The organism is Paenibacillus rhizosphaerae (genome assembly GCF_014192015.1).
In the GTDB taxonomy this organism is placed as follows: domain Bacteria; phylum Bacillota; class Bacilli; order Paenibacillales; family Paenibacillaceae; genus Paenibacillus_AQ; species Paenibacillus_AQ rhizosphaerae.
Window position 1 is genome coordinate 1,712,834 of record NZ_JACHXJ010000002.1, and the last position, 20,380, is coordinate 1,733,213.

16 protein-coding genes and 2 pseudogenes are annotated in these 20,380 nt (G+C 44.3%); 15 read left to right on the forward strand and 3 right to left on the reverse strand.

Annotated elements, in window-relative coordinates:
- Positions 1 to 343: 343 nt before the first annotated feature.
- Entirely contained in the window at positions 344 to 907 is a 564-nt protein-coding gene (locus FHS19_RS16380; protein WP_183582806.1) for an RBBP9/YdeN family alpha/beta hydrolase, read from the forward strand.
- Positions 908 to 1,133: 226 nt separating this feature from the next.
- Here FHS19_RS16380 and FHS19_RS35710 read toward each other — a convergent pair whose 3' ends face one another.
- Positions 1,134 to 1,454, reverse strand: a complete 321-nt coding sequence (locus FHS19_RS35710) for a 5' nucleotidase, NT5C type (protein ID WP_183583009.1) — start codon at positions 1,452 to 1,454, stop codon at positions 1,134 to 1,136.
- A gap of 252 nt (positions 1,455 to 1,706) precedes the next feature.
- Here FHS19_RS35710 and FHS19_RS34915 point away from each other — a divergent pair.
- The 12 genes and pseudogenes from FHS19_RS34915 to FHS19_RS16440 form a co-directional block, all read left to right on the forward strand.
- Positions 1,707 to 1,994 (forward strand): annotated as a pseudogene (locus tag FHS19_RS34915) (L-aspartate oxidase); the annotation flags it as partial.
- 762 nt (positions 1,995 to 2,756) lie between these two features.
- Positions 2,757 to 3,083, forward strand: a pseudogene (locus FHS19_RS35850) (IS4 family transposase); the annotation flags it as partial.
- Between the two features lie 210 nt (positions 3,084 to 3,293).
- Positions 3,294 to 4,817, forward strand: coding sequence for a DUF1349 domain-containing protein (locus FHS19_RS16395; protein WP_183582807.1), 1,524 nt, complete (start codon positions 3,294 to 3,296; stop codon positions 4,815 to 4,817).
- Positions 4,814 to 5,554, forward strand: coding sequence for an ABC transporter ATP-binding protein (locus FHS19_RS16400; RefSeq protein WP_183582808.1), 741 nt, complete (start codon positions 4,814 to 4,816; stop codon positions 5,552 to 5,554). The genes FHS19_RS16395 and FHS19_RS16400 overlap by 4 nt, the downstream gene beginning before the upstream one ends.
- Positions 5,551 to 6,336, forward strand: coding sequence for an ABC transporter permease (locus tag FHS19_RS16405; protein ID WP_183582809.1), 786 nt, complete (start codon positions 5,551 to 5,553; stop codon positions 6,334 to 6,336). The genes FHS19_RS16400 and FHS19_RS16405 overlap by 4 nt, the downstream gene beginning before the upstream one ends.
- Positions 6,337 to 6,349: 13 nt before the next feature.
- Positions 6,350 to 7,099, forward strand: a complete 750-nt coding sequence (locus tag FHS19_RS16410; RefSeq protein WP_183582810.1) for an ABC transporter permease — start codon at positions 6,350 to 6,352, stop codon at positions 7,097 to 7,099.
- 23 nt (positions 7,100 to 7,122) lie between these two features.
- A complete protein-coding gene (locus FHS19_RS16415; RefSeq protein ID WP_183582811.1) occupies positions 7,123 to 7,824 on the forward strand; it encodes a response regulator in 702 nt (233 codons plus the stop codon).
- Complete coding sequence (locus FHS19_RS16420; protein ID WP_183582812.1) at positions 7,821 to 8,861, forward strand: sensor histidine kinase; 1,041 nt, start codon at positions 7,821 to 7,823, stop codon at positions 8,859 to 8,861. The genes FHS19_RS16415 and FHS19_RS16420 overlap by 4 nt, the downstream gene beginning before the upstream one ends.
- Before the next feature lie 1,111 nt (positions 8,862 to 9,972).
- Positions 9,973 to 11,859: a heparinase II/III domain-containing protein gene (locus FHS19_RS16425; RefSeq protein WP_183582813.1), complete on the forward strand. Its 1,887-nt coding sequence runs from the start codon at positions 9,973 to 9,975 to the stop codon at positions 11,857 to 11,859.
- A gap of 956 nt (positions 11,860 to 12,815) precedes the next feature.
- Positions 12,816 to 14,780 carry an elongation factor G gene (locus FHS19_RS16430; protein WP_183582814.1) on the forward strand — a complete coding sequence of 655 codons (1,965 nt, stop codon included), beginning with the start codon at positions 12,816 to 12,818 and terminating at the stop codon, positions 14,778 to 14,780.
- A gap of 439 nt (positions 14,781 to 15,219) precedes the next feature.
- Positions 15,220 to 15,747 carry a GNAT family N-acetyltransferase gene (locus FHS19_RS16435; RefSeq protein WP_246426593.1) on the forward strand — a complete coding sequence of 176 codons (528 nt, stop codon included), beginning with the start codon at positions 15,220 to 15,222 and terminating at the stop codon, positions 15,745 to 15,747.
- A 243-nt stretch (positions 15,748 to 15,990) separates the two neighbouring features.
- On the forward strand, positions 15,991 to 16,473 hold the full coding sequence (locus FHS19_RS16440) for a YhfM domain-containing protein (protein WP_183582815.1): 483 nt from the start codon (positions 15,991 to 15,993) through the stop codon (positions 16,471 to 16,473).
- Positions 16,474 to 16,790: 317 nt separating this feature from the next.
- On the opposite strand, the gene FHS19_RS16445 is transcribed toward FHS19_RS16440, so the two are convergent.
- Positions 16,791 to 17,345, reverse strand: a complete 555-nt coding sequence (locus FHS19_RS16445) for a hypothetical protein (protein WP_183582816.1) — start codon at positions 17,343 to 17,345, stop codon at positions 16,791 to 16,793.
- A gap of 224 nt (positions 17,346 to 17,569) precedes the next feature.
- On the opposite strand from FHS19_RS16445, the gene FHS19_RS16450 reads away from it, so the two are divergent.
- Positions 17,570 to 18,151 (forward strand): TetR/AcrR family transcriptional regulator, encoded by a 582-nt coding sequence (locus tag FHS19_RS16450; RefSeq protein ID WP_183582817.1) that lies wholly within the window; start codon positions 17,570 to 17,572, stop codon positions 18,149 to 18,151.
- Between the two features lie 51 nt (positions 18,152 to 18,202).
- Entirely contained in the window at positions 18,203 to 18,874 is a 672-nt protein-coding gene (locus tag FHS19_RS16455; protein WP_183582818.1) for an MBL fold metallo-hydrolase, read from the forward strand.
- A 183-nt stretch (positions 18,875 to 19,057) separates the two neighbouring features.
- On the opposite strand, the gene FHS19_RS16460 is transcribed toward FHS19_RS16455, so the two are convergent.
- The gene (locus FHS19_RS16460) at positions 19,058 to 20,368 is read right to left on the reverse strand and encodes a DHA2 family efflux MFS transporter permease subunit (RefSeq protein WP_246426594.1); all 1,311 of its coding nucleotides are present in this window, start codon (positions 20,366 to 20,368) and stop codon (positions 19,058 to 19,060) included.
- Between the last annotated feature and the right edge of the window lie 12 nt (positions 20,369 to 20,380).

Sequence of the window (20,380 nt, forward strand, 5' to 3'; positions counted from 1 at the left end):
GGCGGTCAGCCCCCTGACGGCCGATTGGAAGCAAGATAGCAACGCATCTTGGAGCAGTTTTCCAGCCGCAACTGCTCCTTTTTCGTTACGCTAACGGGCAGTTTAGCGACAGATAGACATATCCAATATATTGTTCTTATCCAGTTGAATGAAGGATCTAGCCATAGGCATTTCAAGAAAACTTGGAGTTGTGTAAATGTCATGAGTATTTCCTCAAATCAAATATGAATAGAATCAATTTGATTGATTGTATAATATCAATTACTCTTTGAACAAGAAGATTAAAGTGATAGGAATCGTGAGCAATGACATCACAACGACCATTGTGGAGGTGTCTCTCATCATGAGCAGAAGTTTTCTGCTATTGTATGGGGTCGGCGGCAGTGACCCCGATCATTGGCAAACTTGGTTACATCAAGAGCTGATAAAACAAGGTGAAACAGTCCGATTTCCTGACTTTCCAGACAAAGATCAACCTGACAAGGATGTTTGGCTCGATCATTTAACTTCGGTCTTTGAAGTAATTCCAAGCGATGAAGAAGTCATCGTTGTGGCTCATAGTTTAGCGTGCATCATGTGGTTTCACTACGCGGCTTCAAACCCGAAACGAAAAATTCAGCGAGCCATTCTTATAGCCCCACCCTCGCCATTTTTGGAATATGAACCAGTGATGACTTTTTTTCCTGTACCGGAAAACATGCATGAGATCGGAATGGCTGCGGAAAAAACGTTGTTGGTTTTATCGTCAACAGATCCTTATTGCTCGGTGGAAGATGCTTCACAGTATTTTGATCTAGGGATTCCTTGCGTTATGTTGCCTAAAATGGGTCACATCAACGTAGATGCGGGCTACGGTCCGTGGCCGTGGATTCTTGATGTATGCTTGAACGAGCAAGTTACATTATGATTCGGGGAGGGACGGCCCAACAAGACCACGGTTTGAGAAGTAACTGTGAAAGCTGTGGGGTGGGTCGTCACATAGGAACCGTAAGCGATACCAGAGAAGCGGAATTGCAGAGTTCCAGTGGCACCGGCAAATCTTTAATGTCGGGCGTCCCTTACTGAAGATTATATAAATTCATTCGAAAGGGGCGCTGTGCGGCGCCCCTTTCAATAAAACTATCGTTTCCCAGTTAGCGCAATGACACTTCGAGGTCACTGATGCGTCTCCTTACCTCTAACCAATTAGAGGCACGGTAAACCATATCAATATTCACAGACGTATTGTACGGCTGTTCAAACAAAATAAGTGGAATATTCCTATCAGCAAACTCCTTTGCATAATGCGGAGCATCATCTATTAACACACTTACCTCGGAGTTTATACATTCCTGAAGCTTGTTCTCAGTGAAAGCTATATTGTTGTATCTAACCCCATGATGTTTAAGCCAATCAATTGTGACATCCCGAAAAAGTAAAGGACGAGCAGTAATTATTGATATTTGATATTTGATGACTAAGAGATAATTCCTGTAATACTTCTACTGAATATCACGACCATACTTATGATAAACTTTTTCACGTTCTGCATTGTCCCATCCATACAAATGGTAAAAATAAAAATCGTTAACATCGTTGGGAGTATAAAATAAACCAGAAACCTTGTTATTAAAGTGCAAATAAGACGAAAGCTCGGCGATCCGTTCGATGATGCGTCGGCCGAAGACGATCGCTTCCGACATGTTGCGGTTCACCGAAAGGAGATGCCGCAGCAAGCGGTCGTCGAGAAAAAGCTCAAGCTGCAGAAAGTCATGCTTCGCCAAGTGGGAATGAAGCGCGACGCCGCCGGGCTGCAAAGAGGGCTGGATGAACTCAAGCGGCAGCCGGCCTTCTTCGAATATGCTTTGATGAAGCGCGAGGAGTATGAATTTGCCAATTTGCTCATCTGTGCAATGCTAACTACGAAAGCGGCGCTGCTGCGCCGGGAAAGCCGCGGCGGCCATTTCCGCGTGGATTTTCCGCAGCGAAGCGACGCCTGGGTGAAGCATATCGTCTACCGGCTGGGGAGGAAGGCCATTTGGTGGAGTGTATTCAAGATGCTTAAGATCAACAGTGAACGATTGAAACCCAGCTTTCCTGAATGGCTGGAGGAAGACATCGGATACGGCGATATTACGACCACGACGATCGTTCCGGTGGACCGTCGTATGACACTAAATAAATAGGGCCACGTGTCGGAGGACAAGAACATAGTCCCATTGAAAGTCGCTATTTTAGCGGCTTTTTTGTTTTATCGGTACAAGTTCTTGTCCCGATTGCCGTAATGGACAAGAACATGAGCCGATTACCGATTAGATAAGTATCTAACATTGTTTCCATGCAATTCATTAAGCTAACGGGCAGGATAGCGCAACAAAACGACCTCTATTCGCATCGGTTGCGAAGAGGCCGTTTTTTATTAAGATATTTTGGTTTGCTCGAGACTATCCCTCGATCAGATGGACTATTGCACGGGAGCCGAAATCATAGCTTTCAGATTGTTTGAAGTTCACCTTGGCACTAGGCTACTAGCGGGAGATCAATGTTCATGAGCTATCATACTGTATCCTTTGGGTCAATCAGTTTACCGAACCGTTTTATTTTGAGGGTTCTGTCGTGGATTTCGAGGCGAATAGAACGGCATACTGCGCTTCTATTACGGCGAAAGCTGGTGAGGGAAACCAATGTGGGAAGAAGCAGCTGCACAACCATATTTCGAAATCTACCAATTGCTAGAAAATGATTTATGTATCTAATGTATGAAGAAGAGCATCGATCAGGAGATCATCCGGAATCTACAGGATGCACGGGATATAGAAATTTTCTTTAAGTGCGCGAAATCGCTGCTGTGCTTGCAAAAAGAGTTCCAAGGCGTTCGTACGACTTGCTCGTGTGACCACACCGCCATTGTGTTCACGCGTTATATCTTGATCGCTTGGCAGCATCGGCAAAGTACGGATACGCGATCGTTTGATGGCTTGATCTACTTACAGTGCGACGAAGTCGGCACAATCGACTGGACGCTCGCTTGCAACAGTTGCCCGATTTGATTCACGAAGTCGCCACGAAAAGCAAGCAAAAAGCTTTCAGCCCTCATTCAGCGCTCATGAACATGAGCATATAAAGATAGATATATCAATTACGCAACCAAAGATATTGTGATATTCAACTCGAGATTCGTGTTTATCAGATTTTAATAATTTCAACATCGATTGTTTATTTATCAAAATGCAGCATTTTATATTTATCGTAGATACTTAAGAAAGGTTAAAGAAGAACCTTGAACGTAATTCTGAAGATAAGGAGATAAAGTTATGTTAACTAGAAATACCAAACCCTCAGAAGGTAACAGTTTCCCTCAATTACTTCGAATGGAATGGGCGAAATTTCGAAATGCGCGTGGCTTGGTAATCGGTATTTTGGTTGCATTGCTGCTTACCGTGCTTCCTGGGCTTTTCCTTTCGACAATGATGACAAATCAAGGCGAGACTATTCCGATTGGTCCTAATGGCGAAGCGGTGTCGGATAAGTTCTATTTCGTGCATAAGACACTTATAGGTGATGGGAGCATTACAGTAAGGGTAACCTCGTTAACCGGTATCATTACTTATCCGCCACCAAACCATGATGAATACATGGTCTCAGGTGTTGTGCCATGGGCAAAAGCAGGTGTCCTTATAAAGGATGGCCTCAAACATGGATCGGCTTATGCCGCGATTATGGTTACCGGTAAACAGGGCGTTCGGATGCAATATAACTTCATAAATGATACAGCGGGGCGTCCTGGCAGTGTCAGTCCGGAATCCCCCCGATGGCTGCGGCTTTTACGTTCAGGCGATGTAATCACAGGTTACGAATCGATGGATGGAACACAATGGACAAAAGTTGATACGGCGCATTTAATTGGATTTCCTTCCACGGTAGAGATTGGTCTATTCGTTACATCCCCAGGAAATGTGACACTGGATGACGGAGCCAATCGTTTTGCCAGCGCCACCGCTGTTATTGATGAAGTGGCCGTTCAGGGGGAAGGCTTGAGCAGCACATGGAGAAATGATGATTTTGGCGCCAAAAAAGGCTTGGGGAACCCGATATTATACGGCAATAGTAACGAATCTGATGGATCGTTTACCATAAACGGAAACGGAGATATTGCGCCGCTTGGGGCTGTGGATGGCTGGCCTGTTGAACGCGCACTTATTGGAACATTCGCAGGACTAATAGAAGTGATGATTGTGGCAGTGCTTTTTTTCACAACCGAATACCGTCGGAATAAAAATCGTAGTGCTCAAAATGCAAGCCTAGGGTTTGGCCGAACAATGGCGGCAAAAGCTTGCGTTATCAGCATAGTATCATTTGTTATCGGCTTGTTTGCGGCAATTGCAGTCATTGTGATCTGCAAACAAATTCTAACCTCCAATGGCAGCCAAGTCTTACCGGTTACCATGCTTACTGAATTGCGCGTCTTACTTGGTACGGCTATGCTTTTTGCCTTTGCCGCTGTTTTTGCCTTTGCACTTGCCTTCTTGCTCCGAAAAAGTGTATTGGCTGTGACGATCAGTATCATGGGGATTGCCCTTCCCTACGTCATTGCAAATATCTTGCCTTCACGTCTGGGGGATGTATCCAAGTGGCTGTTGCAGCTTACCCCGGCCGCCGGGTTCTCCATTCAGCAGAGTATTCCTCGGTTTCCACAGGTAGTGGGTCCCTATATACCACAATTCGGCTACTACCCATTGGCGCCGTGGGCCGGCCTCTCTGTGCTCTGCGGATACACGGTGCTTGCTATCGGCCTGTCTGCATTTCAATTCCATCGAAAGGAAGTTATTATGAAATGAATTCGAATTTGTTGCTGCAAACACGCAATCTCACCAAATCGTTTGGCGATAGAAAAATTATCAACAGATTAAACTTACATGTCATGAAGGGTGATATATATGGTTTCCTTGGGCGTAACGGTCAAGGGAAAACAACCGCAATACGCCTTGTAACCGGACTCATTTTCCCCGATTCCGGAGATGTAATCATCGATGGACATCATCTTCGAAACGATTTCAAGAATACTATTTCAAATGTTGGGGCAATTGTGGAATCGCCGTCTTTTTATGGCTATCTTTCCGGTTATGACAACCTCAAGCTAATGGCAAATCTTATACCCGGCATAAAAAAAGACAGGATCGACGAGGTCTTGGACATGGTCAGGCTTAATCACCGAGCAAAGGATAAGGTTAAAACCTATTCGCTCGGGATGAAACAAAGGCTGGGAATTGCCAATGCACTCCTGAGCAGTCCGAAGCTGATCATTCTTGACGAGCCGACCAACGGGCTTGACCCTCAAGGTATGAAGGAAATTAAAGAAATGATCGTGCAGCTAGCCGCAGAGAGAAATATCACCTTTTTCATTTCCAGTCATTTGCTCCACGAAGTGGAACAAATCTGTAACCGTGTCGGCATTATCCATAGTGGCACACTGCTATGCGAGGCAGAGGTTGAAGAACTTACACAAAAATCAAAAGGGAAATCTTTAGAAGATATTTACTTTGACATAACTGGTGAAGGCGGAGATTTGGCATGAAGCTATTGCAAAACGAGCTATATAAGCTGTTCAAGACAAAAAAACTGTATATTTTCTTACTCATTCTCGTGGTGATGAGGATTATGGCTGTATATTTGTATAAAGCCGGTACAGAATTTCAAACGGTTATTGAAGTTGCGAACGCGCAATCACTCCCAATTGCTATGAAATATGACGCCGTGCAGTTTTTGGTCATCTTCATGGGGATTTATATCGCGGACATCCTCACAGATGAGTTTAAGACCGGCACGGTCAAATTAACACTACTTAGACCCATTGGCCGGGCACAGCTATTAAATTCAAAATTTGCCGCTATGGCTGCTTTTGCAGTTTTATTAAATCTCTTCTTGGTTCTGGCCACCTATATAGTAGGATTATTTGCGTTTGGATGGGGCGACAGCACGGTATACCACGGCGTCACTTATTCCGTAGGGGACGGGCTTTTGCTGACGGCAAAAGTATATGCCGCATCATTTCTGCCCATTATCGCTTTCGGTATGATTTGCATATTTGTTGCGGCTGCCTCGAAAAACATGGTCACTGTAGTTGCGGTTACGTTTATTCTTTTTATAGTTGGGGAGTTCTTAAGTGCTTTAAGCGTTATTCCTTCTGTGATCAGGACTTGCTTGATCGTGAACCAGTTGTTTTTTTTCAGCGATTACTTTGTGAAAAACAATCACCATTTCGAAATAACGTTAAGTGTTGTGGTCAATCTGTCATATATCACAGTTTTTTATTTGCTGACATTGGTTGTATTCCGAAAGAAAGATGTTTTGTGCTGAGAGGAGATACCGTATGGGCTGTTTAATCCAGAATGAACTCTACAAAGTCTTTCGATTGAAAAAGCTATACCTTCTCACACTTGTGGCGCTGGTGATTGAAATAGCCGCCGCGCTGCAAGGCAAACTCGGAGGTGTGCCTTCCGAATTGCGGAGACTGAAAATTCAGTATTTCCCAATACTGCTTTTCGATTACCTGCCGTTTTTATTTGTGATATTTGCAGCCGTGTTCTTTACAGACAGTTGGGTGGATGAATATAGAAGCGGCGTGCTGAAATTGTCATTGCTTCGTCCCGTAAATCGAATCGCGTTTCTAAATGCCAAGGTGATTTCCTATTTTGTCTGTGCGGCTGCCTTGATGGGATTCTTGCTCTTGTCCGCGTATGCCGTCGGAGCAATCCTATCAGGTTGGGGAGAACATATAAAAATTGGCGAGTTGTTATTGATATTGAAATCCGGCGCAGTAACGCTGCTTCCCGTGTTTGGCTTTGGGTTGCTTGTATTGTTTATCGCCGTTCTCACCGAGAATATGGCTGTAACAGTTGGCTGTACGGTGGGGCTTCTGCTTATATCGCAAATGCTTGAGATTTCGGACGAACTTCGGGACTACTCCATCATTTACATGATACAGGCATTTTATAAGAACCTTTTTCTTCAATTTGAATGGGAACAAGTTATAATCAATATTGCGGTGATAGCCGCGTATATCATTATATTCTATACAGGGTGCGTTCTGCTTTTTCGTAAAAAAGACCTGTTGATATAACGAGCCCGGGACGGAGCGGATGTATGGCAAACACAAAAATTATGGTGGTCGATGATGAACTGGAACTTGCAGAACTCATAAAGGACTATTTGGAGGAAGAACGGTACAGCGTTATGATCTGTGCGGACGGGAAGGAAGCGATTGAAGTGTTCCGAACCCATCAGCCGAATCTGGTGGTATTGGACATCATGCTCCCTGTTCTTGACGGCATGGAGGTCTGCCGGACCATCCGCTCGGAATCCAATGTTCCCATTATTATGTTGAGCGCCAAAAAGGCGGATGTTGATAAGATTGTGAGCTTGGGATTGGGGGCCGACGATTATATCGTAAAGCCCTTCAGTCCCGGAGAGGTTGTCGCGCGGGTCAAGGCACAGCTTCGGCGTTACCATATGATGTCGTCCGCGGACACGCTGAGTGACCTGCTGCGATTCGATAATATGGAGATTGACCTGAAAGGTTACTCGGTTGCCATAAATGGCAAGCCCATTGAATTTTCTGCGAAGGAATTCGAAGTTTTACGACTGTTTGCTTTGCATCCCGGCCAGGTGCTTACCAGAGAGCAGATCTTTGAGAACATCTGGGGATTTAACCATATCGGCGACTTGAACACGGTAACGGTTCACATCAAGAAAATACGCGAAAAAATTGAAATCAGCCCCTCAAACCCGCAATATATTAAAACCGTTTGGGGTGTCGGCTATCGGTTTGACGGAGGTAAAAAATGAGGCTTGGCATCCGTACGAAACTTGTTCTTGCTTTTGAGGCAACGGTTGTTATTCCTGTACTCGTGTTTTTGGCTGAAGGGAGCAGCAAAAGCGGCGGGGTAGAAAACGCGTTCGCGCTCATCATCGCTCAGAGTATCTTGCTTGTTGCCTGTACATCTATTGTTTCCGGCATTATTATCCGTAGCGTTCTCAAGCCTTTGGATGAGCTTCATCAAGCGACGGAAAAAATCATGTCCGGTGACCTGGATTATGAAATCCAATACAAGAAGAGTGATGAAATGGGCAGGTATTGTCAGGCGTTTGAGCAAATGCGTGTGCAGCTTAAAGGATCCCTAAGAAGGCAAGCCGCCCTTGAACAATCCCGCAAAGAGCTTATCGCCAGTATATCTCACGATTTGCGCACGCCGCTTTCTTCTATTCGCGGTTATGTCGAAGGTTTGGAGGACGGTATCGTCCATGACCGGGAGAAATTTAATCGGTATATTTCTGTAATTAAGAACAAAACCGAATACCTTGATAACCAGATTGAAAGTCTGTTTCAGTATTCCCAGCTTGAGCTGAGTGGAGGCGATCATGATTTATGCAGGCGTAACTCGAAAGAAATGCTTGAAGCCATACTTGGACCGTATAAGGTTGAATTTACAGACTGCAAAATACGGCTTGAAATTGTCCTTCCGTTTCCAAGGGTTGAGATTCTTGCGAATGAAAGAAGTCTTTCTCAAGTGTTTGACAACCTGATTGCAAATGCGAAACGTTACGTCGGTGAAAGCGGCATTATTACCGTTCAGGCAAAAGCTGATGATCGATATTTGACTGTATCGGTGGCAGACGACGGTGCCGGCATATCGCCGGAGGACTTGCCGCATGTGTTTGACCAATTTTATCGCGCCGAGAAATCACGCTCTCGCAATTACGGCGGCGCAGGACTTGGGCTTGCCATATGCAAAAAAGCAATCGAAAATCATGGCGGTACCATATGGGTTGAAAGCATTCCGAATACCATAACAAAGTTCAACTTTACGCTCCCCATTGTTTAGTAAGAGAAGTATTCTCTTTTTATCCAGTAACAACGGTTTAGTCAAACAAGGGGTACAAGTCTTCTATAAAGGAGTGAACCACGTTTGAATGCAGGCTTTTTGACCATCATACTCATGTTGATCTTTCCGCTGTACCATCAAGCAGAAGAGCAGGATGCTCTTTCTCAGACCGTAGTACATAAAAAATAACACCAAAAGCAGCTAATCTGTTTGTCGTTTGGGGTCTTAACCAATTCGGGGAAATTGGAAAAGTGGAGGTTTAACTACTCAACTTTTATCGAGTACAACAAATAATGGTGATACCATTAAAAATTATTCTAAGTAACATTAATTGAATGCTTACACAAAATGAATTTTTGTAAGACGATAGGAATATACACGCTTAAAAGCCGCGTAACTGCGGCTTTTTGTGTTTTAACGATACATGTTCTTGTCCAAACCCGACGACAAGAACATATATCGTTTGCCGAAAAAGACAAGAACATATATGGTTAACCGTGGTTGATAAGGATTCTCATTTCAGATGTAGTTTTAAGCATCTTATAATACGTGGCTGATCAGGGTCGAAAGAAGAACCGAGAGCGATAAGCTGATGCCGGCAAAAATGGAGTTACAAAGACTTAATGGATAAAGTCAAAGGTGCTATACTTAAAGAAAGCATAACAAATAACCGTCCCACAGGATTGGGGAAGGTTTTCGTATTTTTTAACGATCATGTGGCGGGGCATGTATATCAATTTGCTTCAAACAAGCCATTAGTTTTGCTCCACTAATGCAGAAGCCGGTTATTTTAATGATGCTGACCGGGAGTTCCATCGGACGTTTGACAGGCATGTCGATGCACTGCTGTACGCGCTGCGCAATGGGCAGGCTCCGCCGGTGGACGCTGGTGCCTGGTACCGTACCGGGCACTCCTCCTGGCGGAAGCGACCATTCGTTCTTACGAGGAAGGCTGCGGGGTAAAACTGCCAACACATCTGTAATTGATTTTGGAGTGGATGATAATATTCGTGGACGAAAGTTATGGGTGTGCAACCGTATAACAGGTATTCTTTATTGGGCTAATGTAAAAGGCTTTCATAAGTGATATATTCGGAAGAGGTTGACGTTCATGTTAGCAGAGCGATTTATTAATGACAATCTTGGAAAGTGTTTGCTTAACCGGAATAATTACAGACCATTTCCTACAATTGAAGACCGAAATCAATGGAATCAGCTACCATTGAATCTTAGGTCATATTGGATCAATGAAGCCTCAAGTAAGCTTCATTATGCATGGCCTACTATAACTGCCACTCAATATATGGATTATACCAGAACGGGGAATCGGGTCGATTATGACACTGCTTCGTGGAAAAGAAGAGAGGTGCTGGCTTCTTTAGTCATCGCTGAATGTTTTGAAAATCAGGGACGCTTTATGGATGATGTCATAAACGGAATATGGTGTATATGTGAAGAAACATTCTGGGGGATCCCTAGTCACGGTTATATGATGAAGAGGCAGGATCCCCTTCCAGACCTATCGGATCGGATCATTGAATTATTCTCTGCCGAGACGGCCGCGCTGCTTGCATGGACTTATTATCTGCTGAAAACCAAATTGGATGGAATAAGCATTATGGTAAGCGAGCGTATACAGCACGAGGTGAAAAGGAGGATTCTTGATCCTTATTTACAGCGGAATGATTTTTGGTGGATGGGTTTCAATCAGGAGAAGATGCTGAACAATTGGAATTCATGGTGTAATTCAAACTGCTTAGCGGCGTTTTTGCTGTTGGAAGACGACCCCAATCGACGAGAGGCAGCGGTGGTCAAGGCGATGAGAAGCTTAGATATGTATCTACATAGACTCCCTTCAGACGGCGGTTGTGAGGAAGGTCCCAAGTATTGGATGTATGCCGGAGGAACGATTTTTGATAGTCTGGAACTGCTTCACGGCGTTTCCGGCGGTAAAATTGATGTATACCAAGAACCTCAAATTAGGCAAATAGGATGTTATATTTACAAAGCTTTTATCGATGACTCGTATTTTGTCAACTTCGCTGACAGCCAGGCGCAAGTCCATATCCCCGCGGAACTTACATATCGATATGGACGCCGTATTGGAGATTCGAGGTTGTGTGAACTTGGAGCAAGGGTCCAGAGAATGAAGCGGGAAGAAGGGACCCGCTTAGAGTTTTCATCCATGTTTCGCCTATTGCCGGCTTTATTTAATTATACGGAAGTAGAGCAATATTCCGGAAAATCTCCTTATATTCGAGATGCATGGTTTGACAGAATTCAAATCATGGTGGCACGAGAGCAGGAGGGTTCGTCCAAAGGGCTATTCCTAGCTGCCAAGGGCGGGCATAACGGTGAAAGTCATAATCACAATGACATTGGACAATTCATTGTATATTGTAATGGCTCCCCGATGATAATTGATCCCGGATTATTGACCTATACATCTAAATCGTTCTTCTCGGAGCGGTATACCCTATGGGCGATGCAATCAGGATATCATAATCTGCCTATGGTAAATGGCGTTCAGCAACGGGATGGAAGACAATTTAGAGCCGATGAAGTCGAGTATAACCTGAATGATAAAGTTGCTTCGTTATCAATGAATCTTGCGGGAGCCTACCCCGAATTCGCCGGAATAAGAAGCTGGATACGATCAGTTAGTCTCTATCGTGATTTGTCCCCGAATATTGAAATCAATGACAATTTTTTTCTAAATCAAGTGACGGATGATATCACACAGATTCTAATAACGCCTCACCCTCCTCAAACCCAAGGAATTGGGAATATTATCCTTCAAGATAAAAAATACAATAGGGTAAAAATACAATATGACAGTGAAATGTATGCTGACTCGGTAGAGAAAATTTTACTCGAGGACGAAATCATGAGAGAGATATGGGGAGATACCTTGTATCGGATTAAGCTTACAGCCATTAAACCCGCCGCTCAGGGTGAGAGTGTAATCAGGATAAGCAAAATAGTGGCGTTATGCTAAAATGATGAGCAGGGAAACTAAGCTCAATGAGGGCAACTGTAAGACGACAAGAACATACACGCTTAAAAGCCGTGTAACTGCGTCTTTTTTGTGTTAACGTTAGCTTGTCAGGTGACAAGAACATTATCTCATTAAAGGCTGCGATATTCGCGGCTTTTTGTATTTATGGGATCAAGTTCTTGTCAAAACCAAAGTGAAATGTATGCTGACTCGGTTGTCGAAGGACAAGAACATATTCCCATTGAAAGTCGCTATTTTAGCGGCTTTTTTGTTTTATCGGTACAAGTTCTTGCCCCGAGCCCAGGACAAGAACTTGTACCGATTGCCGTAATCGACAAGAACATGAGCCGATTACCGATAAGATAAGTATTTAACATCCATGCGATCTTATTAAGCTAACGGGCAGGTTAGTTTAATGAGCTCAATTAAATATTTGGCATACTTCTCGACATTTCGAAAGTAAAGGACGCGAGAGTACATAAGGAACTACAAGCCCACTACTATAATTCAATTAGTATTCAAAGAAACTAAATAACCAGTCGCTGATTGATTATCGACGACTGGCCGCTTTGATAAAAAAACAACAAGAATGTTAAAATTTCTGCGTAAAATCCATCCGCCAATGATTATAGGAATAATATAAATACTGGGATAATACCCCACAACATCTAGTTGAAGATTAGCCAAGATGAACTGTACCACAAGAAGGGCGAAACTTGAAATTGCGAAATTTATCAGGACTATTAAAAAGTGGCATTCTTCGACTTTTTCGTTGATCGCCGTCTTTCTTTTAGATTACTAATGCATGTTAAAGTGTTATAGAAGTGTAACTCGTTATATGTATCCTCTATCTATGAAAAAAGACCTCTCTCCAAACCGACTCCTACCCACTCTCCCGATTTCTATGCTTTAATAAAATGAGCAGTAAAAACAAGAAATTGTGAAAGTGGGATTCTATGAAGCGACTAACGATTGGCCTGTTCGCCCATGCGGATGCAGGTAAAACAACTTTTGCGGAACAGCTGCTTTACCATACGAATAGTATCCGGTCGCGAGGGCGGGTGGATCATCAGGATGCGTTTCTGGACAGCCACGACATCGAGCGGGCAAGAGGCATTACGGTGTTCGCAGATCAGGCTGTAATAGAATATAAAGGAGACAGCTACTATTTAATAGATACGCCCGGACACGTCGATTTCTCCCCGGAGATGGAGCGGGCGATTCAGGTCATTGATTATGCCATTCTGATTGTGAGCGCAGTTGAAGGTGTCCAGGGCCATACTGAGACAGTCTGGCAGCTGCTGCGCAAGCATCGGGTTCCAACGTTTTTCTTTATCAACAAGACGGATCGGAGCGGAGCGGATGCAGGCAGAACCAAGGCGAATATCCATCAGCAGTTGACAGGGGAAGTATATTGCATTACACAGGGTTTCGCTGACGGCATAATCGGTGAGCCGCTGCGTGAGGCCATGGCGGAGCGGGACGAAGCTTTGCTGGAAGCATTTCTGGAGGGGAAAGGTGATTCTGGCTTCTGGCTGGAGGCCTTGCAGAGGATGATAGCGGCGGGTCTTCTCTTCCCCTGTGCTTACGGCTCTGCGCTTCAGGACACAGGCGTCATTGAATTTCTGGATCAGCTGCATCTGCTGACGACAACCACATATGACGAGGATGCTTTGTTCCAGGGGCGGGTTTATAAAATTCGGCACGATGCAGGCGGAGTGAGACTCACGTTCATTAAGGCACTGGGTGGTCGGTTGAAGGTGAGAGATCAGCTTAGTTATGAGAGCAGCGGGGTTCAATATGACGAAAAAATTACGCGGCTCTTCTTGTTTAACGGCCTTAAGTCGCAGCCGGTGGAACAAGTTGAAGCCGGCGATTTGTTTGCGGTTGCCGGATTGTCCGCCGCCGAGACCGGACAAGGCCTGGGGTCAATATCAGACAAGTTAGCTTACGACTCGGAGCCGACGTTACAATCGAAGGTATTATTCGACAATTCGATATATGTACAGAAGGTTCTCGGTGCTTTTCGCACGCTGGAGGCGGAGGAGCCGTCTCTGAACGTCGTTTGGGATGAGAAATTGCAGGAGATTTCTATCCGCGTCATGGGATTGATACAACTGGAAGTGCTGGAGCAGCTTGTTAGAGAGCGGTTTGGCTTTGCTATCTCTTTTGGACAACCGGAAATCTTGTATAAGGAAACGATTATATCGGCTGTGAAAGGGTACGGCCACTTCGAACCGCTCAGACATTATGCCGAAGTGCATCTGCAGATTGAACCGGGAGAAAGGGGCAACGGAATCACGTTCGATAGTAGATGTCATGCCGATGATCTGAATGTCAGCTATCAGAATTTGATTCGGAATCACCTCTACGAACGGGAGCATCACGGACTGCTGACCGGCATGCCGGTCACTGACGTGAACATCACGTTGCTGAGGGGTCGCGCGCATAAAGAACATACCCATGGCGGCGATTTTCGTGAAGCTACCTTTCGAGCACTACGGCAGGGTCTGGAGAAGGCCGACAACGTGTTGCTGGAGCCCTATTACGATTTCAAAATCAAAGTCGCTATCGATGAAATGGGCAGGGTGCTGTCCGATATTCAGCGTGCTTCAGGTATTTTTAATCCACCGGAGACAGTCGGAACGCAAGCATTGGTCACGGGCAGGGTGCCCGTGTCGACTTTCATGAACTACAGTGCCGAATTTGCATCCTTTACGCATGGGCGAGGCAGCATCCGTTGCGTGTTCAGCGGCTACGACCGCTGCCATAATACAGAGGAAGTCATAGAGCGGATGGGCTACCGCAAAGGGGCAGACCAACTGTATACATCTTCCTCCATCTTTTGCGCCAAGGGGGCGGGTTACTCGGTGCCATGGGATGAGGCGGAAGACAAGATGCACCTTGAATTAGAACCTTAAAACGATCAGTTCAACCATTAGTTGTAGAAAATACTCCTGTCGGGGGACAAGATCATAGACCCATTTAAGTCGCTTTATAAGCGGCTTTTTTGTTTTATCGGTACAAGTTCTTGACCCGAGTCGAGGACAATTCCTTCCAGTAATTTTAGTCGAAATATGTCGAGAACTAACGGGAAACGATAGCTCAATAAAGATAAGAAGCCTGCTGATCACTTTGACCGGCTGGCTTTATTCAACTAACGGGAAGGTTAGTTGAGTATTAGCGGTTGTTGACCAATCCTTTTTTTAGCATTAATCTAAATTTAATCCTGATGAAAGTGTGTGAGTTTATGATTGTTATCTATGACATCACAAATCGCGTTATTCGAGGCACGGAGGTATAATTGTTTTTCTTGCAAATTAACTTCCGTGCACATACCATTACACGGAGGAAAAAACATTGACTAATAATATGATTAGCATTAGGGCAGAAAGATCAACCGACGCGGAAAGTGTATTTCATCTTCATTACGAAGCATTCGGATCTCGGGAAGATGAATCCAAGATGGCAGAGCGTATCCGTATATCAGAGGGATTTATTCCTGAACTTTCACTTATCGCGACTGAAAAAGATGGAAGTTTAATCGGTCATGCTTTATTTAGTAAAGCGGAAGTTATGAATGAAGATCGTCGATACGATGTTATCGTTCTGGGACCGATTGCAGTTGCACCGAGCCATCAGAGACAGGGAATCGGTGGATCGCTTATCCGTGAAGGGTTGCGACTTTCGGCGGAACATGGATTCTCGCATGTGTTTCTCATCGGTCACCCGTCGTACTACCCAAAATTCGGATTTGAACCAGCGCGACCACACGGCTTTGATCTAAGGCAATTTGAAGTGCCAGACGAAGTGTTTATGGTGAACATTCTTTGTCAAGACGCAGAAATTAAAGGTGAGCTACGCTATCCACAAGCTTTTTTCGCATAGTTCCATACTCGTTCCAAGCAAACGAACATTAAAACACGAAAAGATCGTCCAGAGCAGGCTGCCAGTAACATCGGCAGCCTGCTCTGCTAACGGGGAACTATAGCTCAATAAAGACAAAAAGCCAGCCGATCACTTTGACCGGCTGGCTTTATTCAACTAACGGGCAGATTAACGCAACAAAACTTCCTTCGCACCGTCTTTATATTGATTGCGGTTTTTAATAAGAAAAGACGGAGGTTTCTAATGAAAAAGAGATCTTATTCGTCAGTGTTGTTCCTCATTATATTCGCAATTATAGCGGTAAGTTGCGGGAAAATGCCTTCCGATAAAGAGCCCGAATTGACCACGAAAGTTGAAACCCAAGAATCGTTTGATATAAAAAGTGAAAAAGAGATATTGAATATTAGATTACAATGTACGGTTGAGTGTAAAAGAATGGTGAAGCCTCCATTCAAAGAAAAGATATTTGAAGATGCTGATGAAATAAAAATCTTTGTAAAGGCTATAAACAATTCCAAAAAAATCGAGGCAGACCTTGATTACAGTACGTTTTTTCTAATGCACATAACATTTAAAGACGACACTGAAAAGGTATTTGTCTTAAATGTTAACGATGCAGAAGGAGGAGTTGAATTACTTGTAAAAAACCCAGGTAGCAGTGAAGGTTATTACTCCATCTCTGAAGAACTTCATAAGGAGTTAAGAACACTAATTTATCATTCTTGATTACTTTACGTATCACAACAAGGAAGGGACCTATCAAGAACTGCTTGTTACGCTAAAGGGAAACGATAGTTGAATAAAACTTAATGTTGAACAGGCTTCAACTGCCCAGCACCCTGGTAGGAGCACCTGGACACTGCCGATCGTTATCTTATGAAAAATCCTGTGAATGGATTTTGTACACATGTCTAAGATCCTAAGCTCTGCCAGATCGCCGGGGATCTTGCTCCTTGTTTGATTTGTATTTGATACCCTTTGGGGTACAACTCGCTTTAATTAAAAAACACCGTTAAAAAAACCTTCCTAATGATCTCGATGCCCTATGGTTCATCGATTATGATCGTGATCGTCACCATCTGTTGATGTATGCCCCCGTAGATCAGGGGGATCTGCAGTTTCATCTCCGGGAGGTCGTGGCGGCCGTGGGGTTCTTTATCGTAAGTATGGGTCAAATGAAATGTGAAATGGGATTCCGAGAAGAGTGTATCTTGTTGAAAAACAGAATTTATTACATCCTGTTTCTCTCTCGTACGTATCCCCCATAAAACTTCTATTTCGTCTTCTTGATCCTCTTCTTCATTTTGAAATGCCTCTATTAAAATCTGAAGCCAGTTCTCTTTTGTTAGGCTTTGATCATGAGCGATTTCGTACTCCAGGGATAATAAGCAAGAACGTTGAATTACATTCTCCCGAATAGATAATTCGTTCATTCTCTTTAAGGCAGCAATCGGTTGTTTTGAGATGTTTAATTCACCTTGGATAAGTGCGACGAATAAATTATTGTCCATTCGAATATCGATCACTTTAAACAGATTGCATCGGTTATCGATTAGATAAGCAAAATCTGAATTAGAGAAAGAAAAGCTTTCCGGCATATCCTCGGCGTCCTGGGCCGGTTTAACTGTACCTGCAATAATTTTTTTCTTACCGGACCTTACCCTATGGATCTCAATCTCATTCTCTTTATAGTCATCATAACGAAAGCCTATGTCCCAATATTGATGGGGGGCATAGTTGGTGGAGTTGTTTGAATATTGACATGGAGAAAGGAGTGGGGTAACCTCATTATGTACCTATTTGTACATAATGAGGTGAAGAGATGGCACGTCCGCGAGAATTTGATGAGAAGAAAGCATTGAATGATGCATTGGAGCTGTTTTGGGAGAAAGGGTACGAGGCTACAACTATTGCAGATTTAGCGAAAAAGATTGGAATAAATCGCCCGAGCCTGTATTCCGCATATGGAGATAAGCGAGGACTGTTTGTGTTGGCGCTAAACACATATCAGCAAAGATTTTTAGACAAATTGCAAGATCTATTGAAAAAGAACGGATCGGGTATTCGAGGAATTGAAGCCGTATTCACTCGTTTTATCGAATCAACGAAAAATCCAACAGCTCAACGTGGTTGCTTCTTCGTCAATTCGATAGCGGAATTGGCAGCGCATGATGAATATATTGCAGCTAGAGGACACGAATTTCAAGAGAAAATATCCAGCCTTTTTGAAGAAGCCTTAAAGAACGGAAGGAGCACTGGCGATATTCCGCTTCACCTTGACCTTCCGTCTGTATCCCATTTTTTAACGATGGCGTTGGTTGGATTAAATATAGTTATCAAAACCGCACCGGATGAAAACTTTGTACGAAATAACGTGCGTATCATTTTAAATGCGGTTCGATAATTTTGTAATCATTTTGTACCTATGTGTAAAAAATGAGGAGTGATGAGACGAATGAAATTTAAGCAATTGACTCGCCATGTTTGGGCAGGATACACTTATTGGCCGCTGCCAGTGATGGTTTGGATTGTCGAAGATCATGATGGTTTAACCTTAGTGGATGGGGGACTTCCTTCTATGTGGTATCCGATGCGTGAAGCTTTGCGTACCACATTCGGCGGTCGCCCCATTAATCGTATTCTGCTGACTCATGGTCATAGCGACCATATTGGAATGCTTTATGAGCTGACGGAAGAAATATCCGTAGCGATCATGGCACACGAAATTGAAATTCCATTTCTCTCCGGGGAAAAGTCCTATACAACACTTAGAGAAGGAAGCAAGAATAAGGATATCAAACCATTTCCCAAGAATAAGATAGAACCTCTTGAGATGAAGGGCAGTTACGGCGGAATGATCCCCTACCATACTCCTGGACATAGCTTAGGACATGTTGCTTTTTATCATCCGGAAGATCGTATATTGCTGGCAGGTGATTTATTTACCGCAATTTTCGGGAAACTTCGTAGACCGATCGAGAAGTTTACCGCAAACATGGAGGAATCCCTTCAAAGCGGAGCGATTGTCAATAGATTGCAGCCAAAGTTAACGGCCTGCTCTCATTGCGGGGTGGTTAAAGAAGCTTCCCTTCAATATTGTAAATTGGTTAAAGATCAGACGAACTAATCTTCCTTTGCTCCATTACGAAGAGAGGTTGGTCCGTTTGGATCAGCCTTTTCTTCGTTACCGGCTTATGATGCCGACTTCTCCATACGCCTTGGTTTGGGAAGTGAAAAACTTAACAGCAAGCCAGTCAGCGCAATGAATATACCGATGGAAAATACATCTTGAAACGAGTAAGTCCAGGCGTCATTTGTGGAGGTATTCTCGATTTTCATGTAATTTGTCATTCGGCTGGTCAACATCGTGGAAGAGCCCGCAACGGCGAATGAAACCATGACCTGCTGGGTTGCGCTCGTTAACGATGTGACACGGCCGACAAGATGTCGGGGAGCCACATCCATCAAATGAGTATTGAGCGGCATTAGCGAGATACCCATGCCCGAACCAAGCAAAACTAGAGAGAAGACAATCGGATAGAGATTGCTTGTAGACAAATTGGCGAGTAAGAAACTTGCGGCTAACAACAAAGTCATACCGCCGGTCGCCAAAATTCGAACTCAATTTATCGAATAACCGTCCTCCGATCGCAACGAACACGGAGGAAGCCAAGCCTTGAGCCAGCATGATGAGCCCCGCTTCGAAAGCGGAGAACCCTTTGGCGTTCTGCAGATATTGCGGAACCAAAAACGCGGTACCGAATAATGCGAATTGAGCAATCCACTGAACGATAATTCCTTTCGTATAATTAGCAGAAGCGAAAACTCGGAGCTCAAGGAGTGGATTTTTTCGTCTAAGCTGCAGCAGCGTAAGAAGAATAAGTGAGAGAAGGCCTACTGTCAGGCTAATAATCGTCGAGGTTGAATTCCATCCGCTCACACTTTCGGAAATCCCGAAACAGATTGCGGCGAAGGCGACTGGTGCGAGAATCATCCCGGCAGTGTCCAGGGAGGCGGCATGCTGCCGATTGAGACGAGGGAGCTTCCATATTCCGATGATGAGGCCTGTAATCCCAATAGGGATATTAATCAGAAATATCCAGCTCCACGAGGCATAATCAACCAGCCATCCGGATAAAGTCGGGCCGAAGGCGGGGGCCAGCAAAATGGGAATTCCCATTAAACCCATAACGGTTCCTGTTTTGCCGGGTGGACTAATCCGGTAGATCATCGAGAGCGCAACCGGCATAACCATGCCGCCTCCAAGTCCTTGGACGATACGAAATAATACCAGTTGATCCATGCTTACCGACAGTGCGCATAAGAGCGAACCTGCCGTGAATAAAGCTGTAGAAGTCAAAAGCACGTTTTTCGAACCCCACCGGTCGGATAGCCAGCCCGTGATCGGAATAACTGCAGCCTGTGCCAAGGTATAGCCAGTTAATGCCCATTGAGCAGAGCTGAATGAACTATCGAATTCACCAATCAATTCGGTCAGCATGACATTCATCGCCGTACTATCCAGGAAAACCATGAAGATACAGATCACTATGGTAGCGAGCGGAGCGATCATTGCTTTTATGGACACGGCTTGCTCAATTTCATGACTATCCAGCGTCATATTCGCATCCCC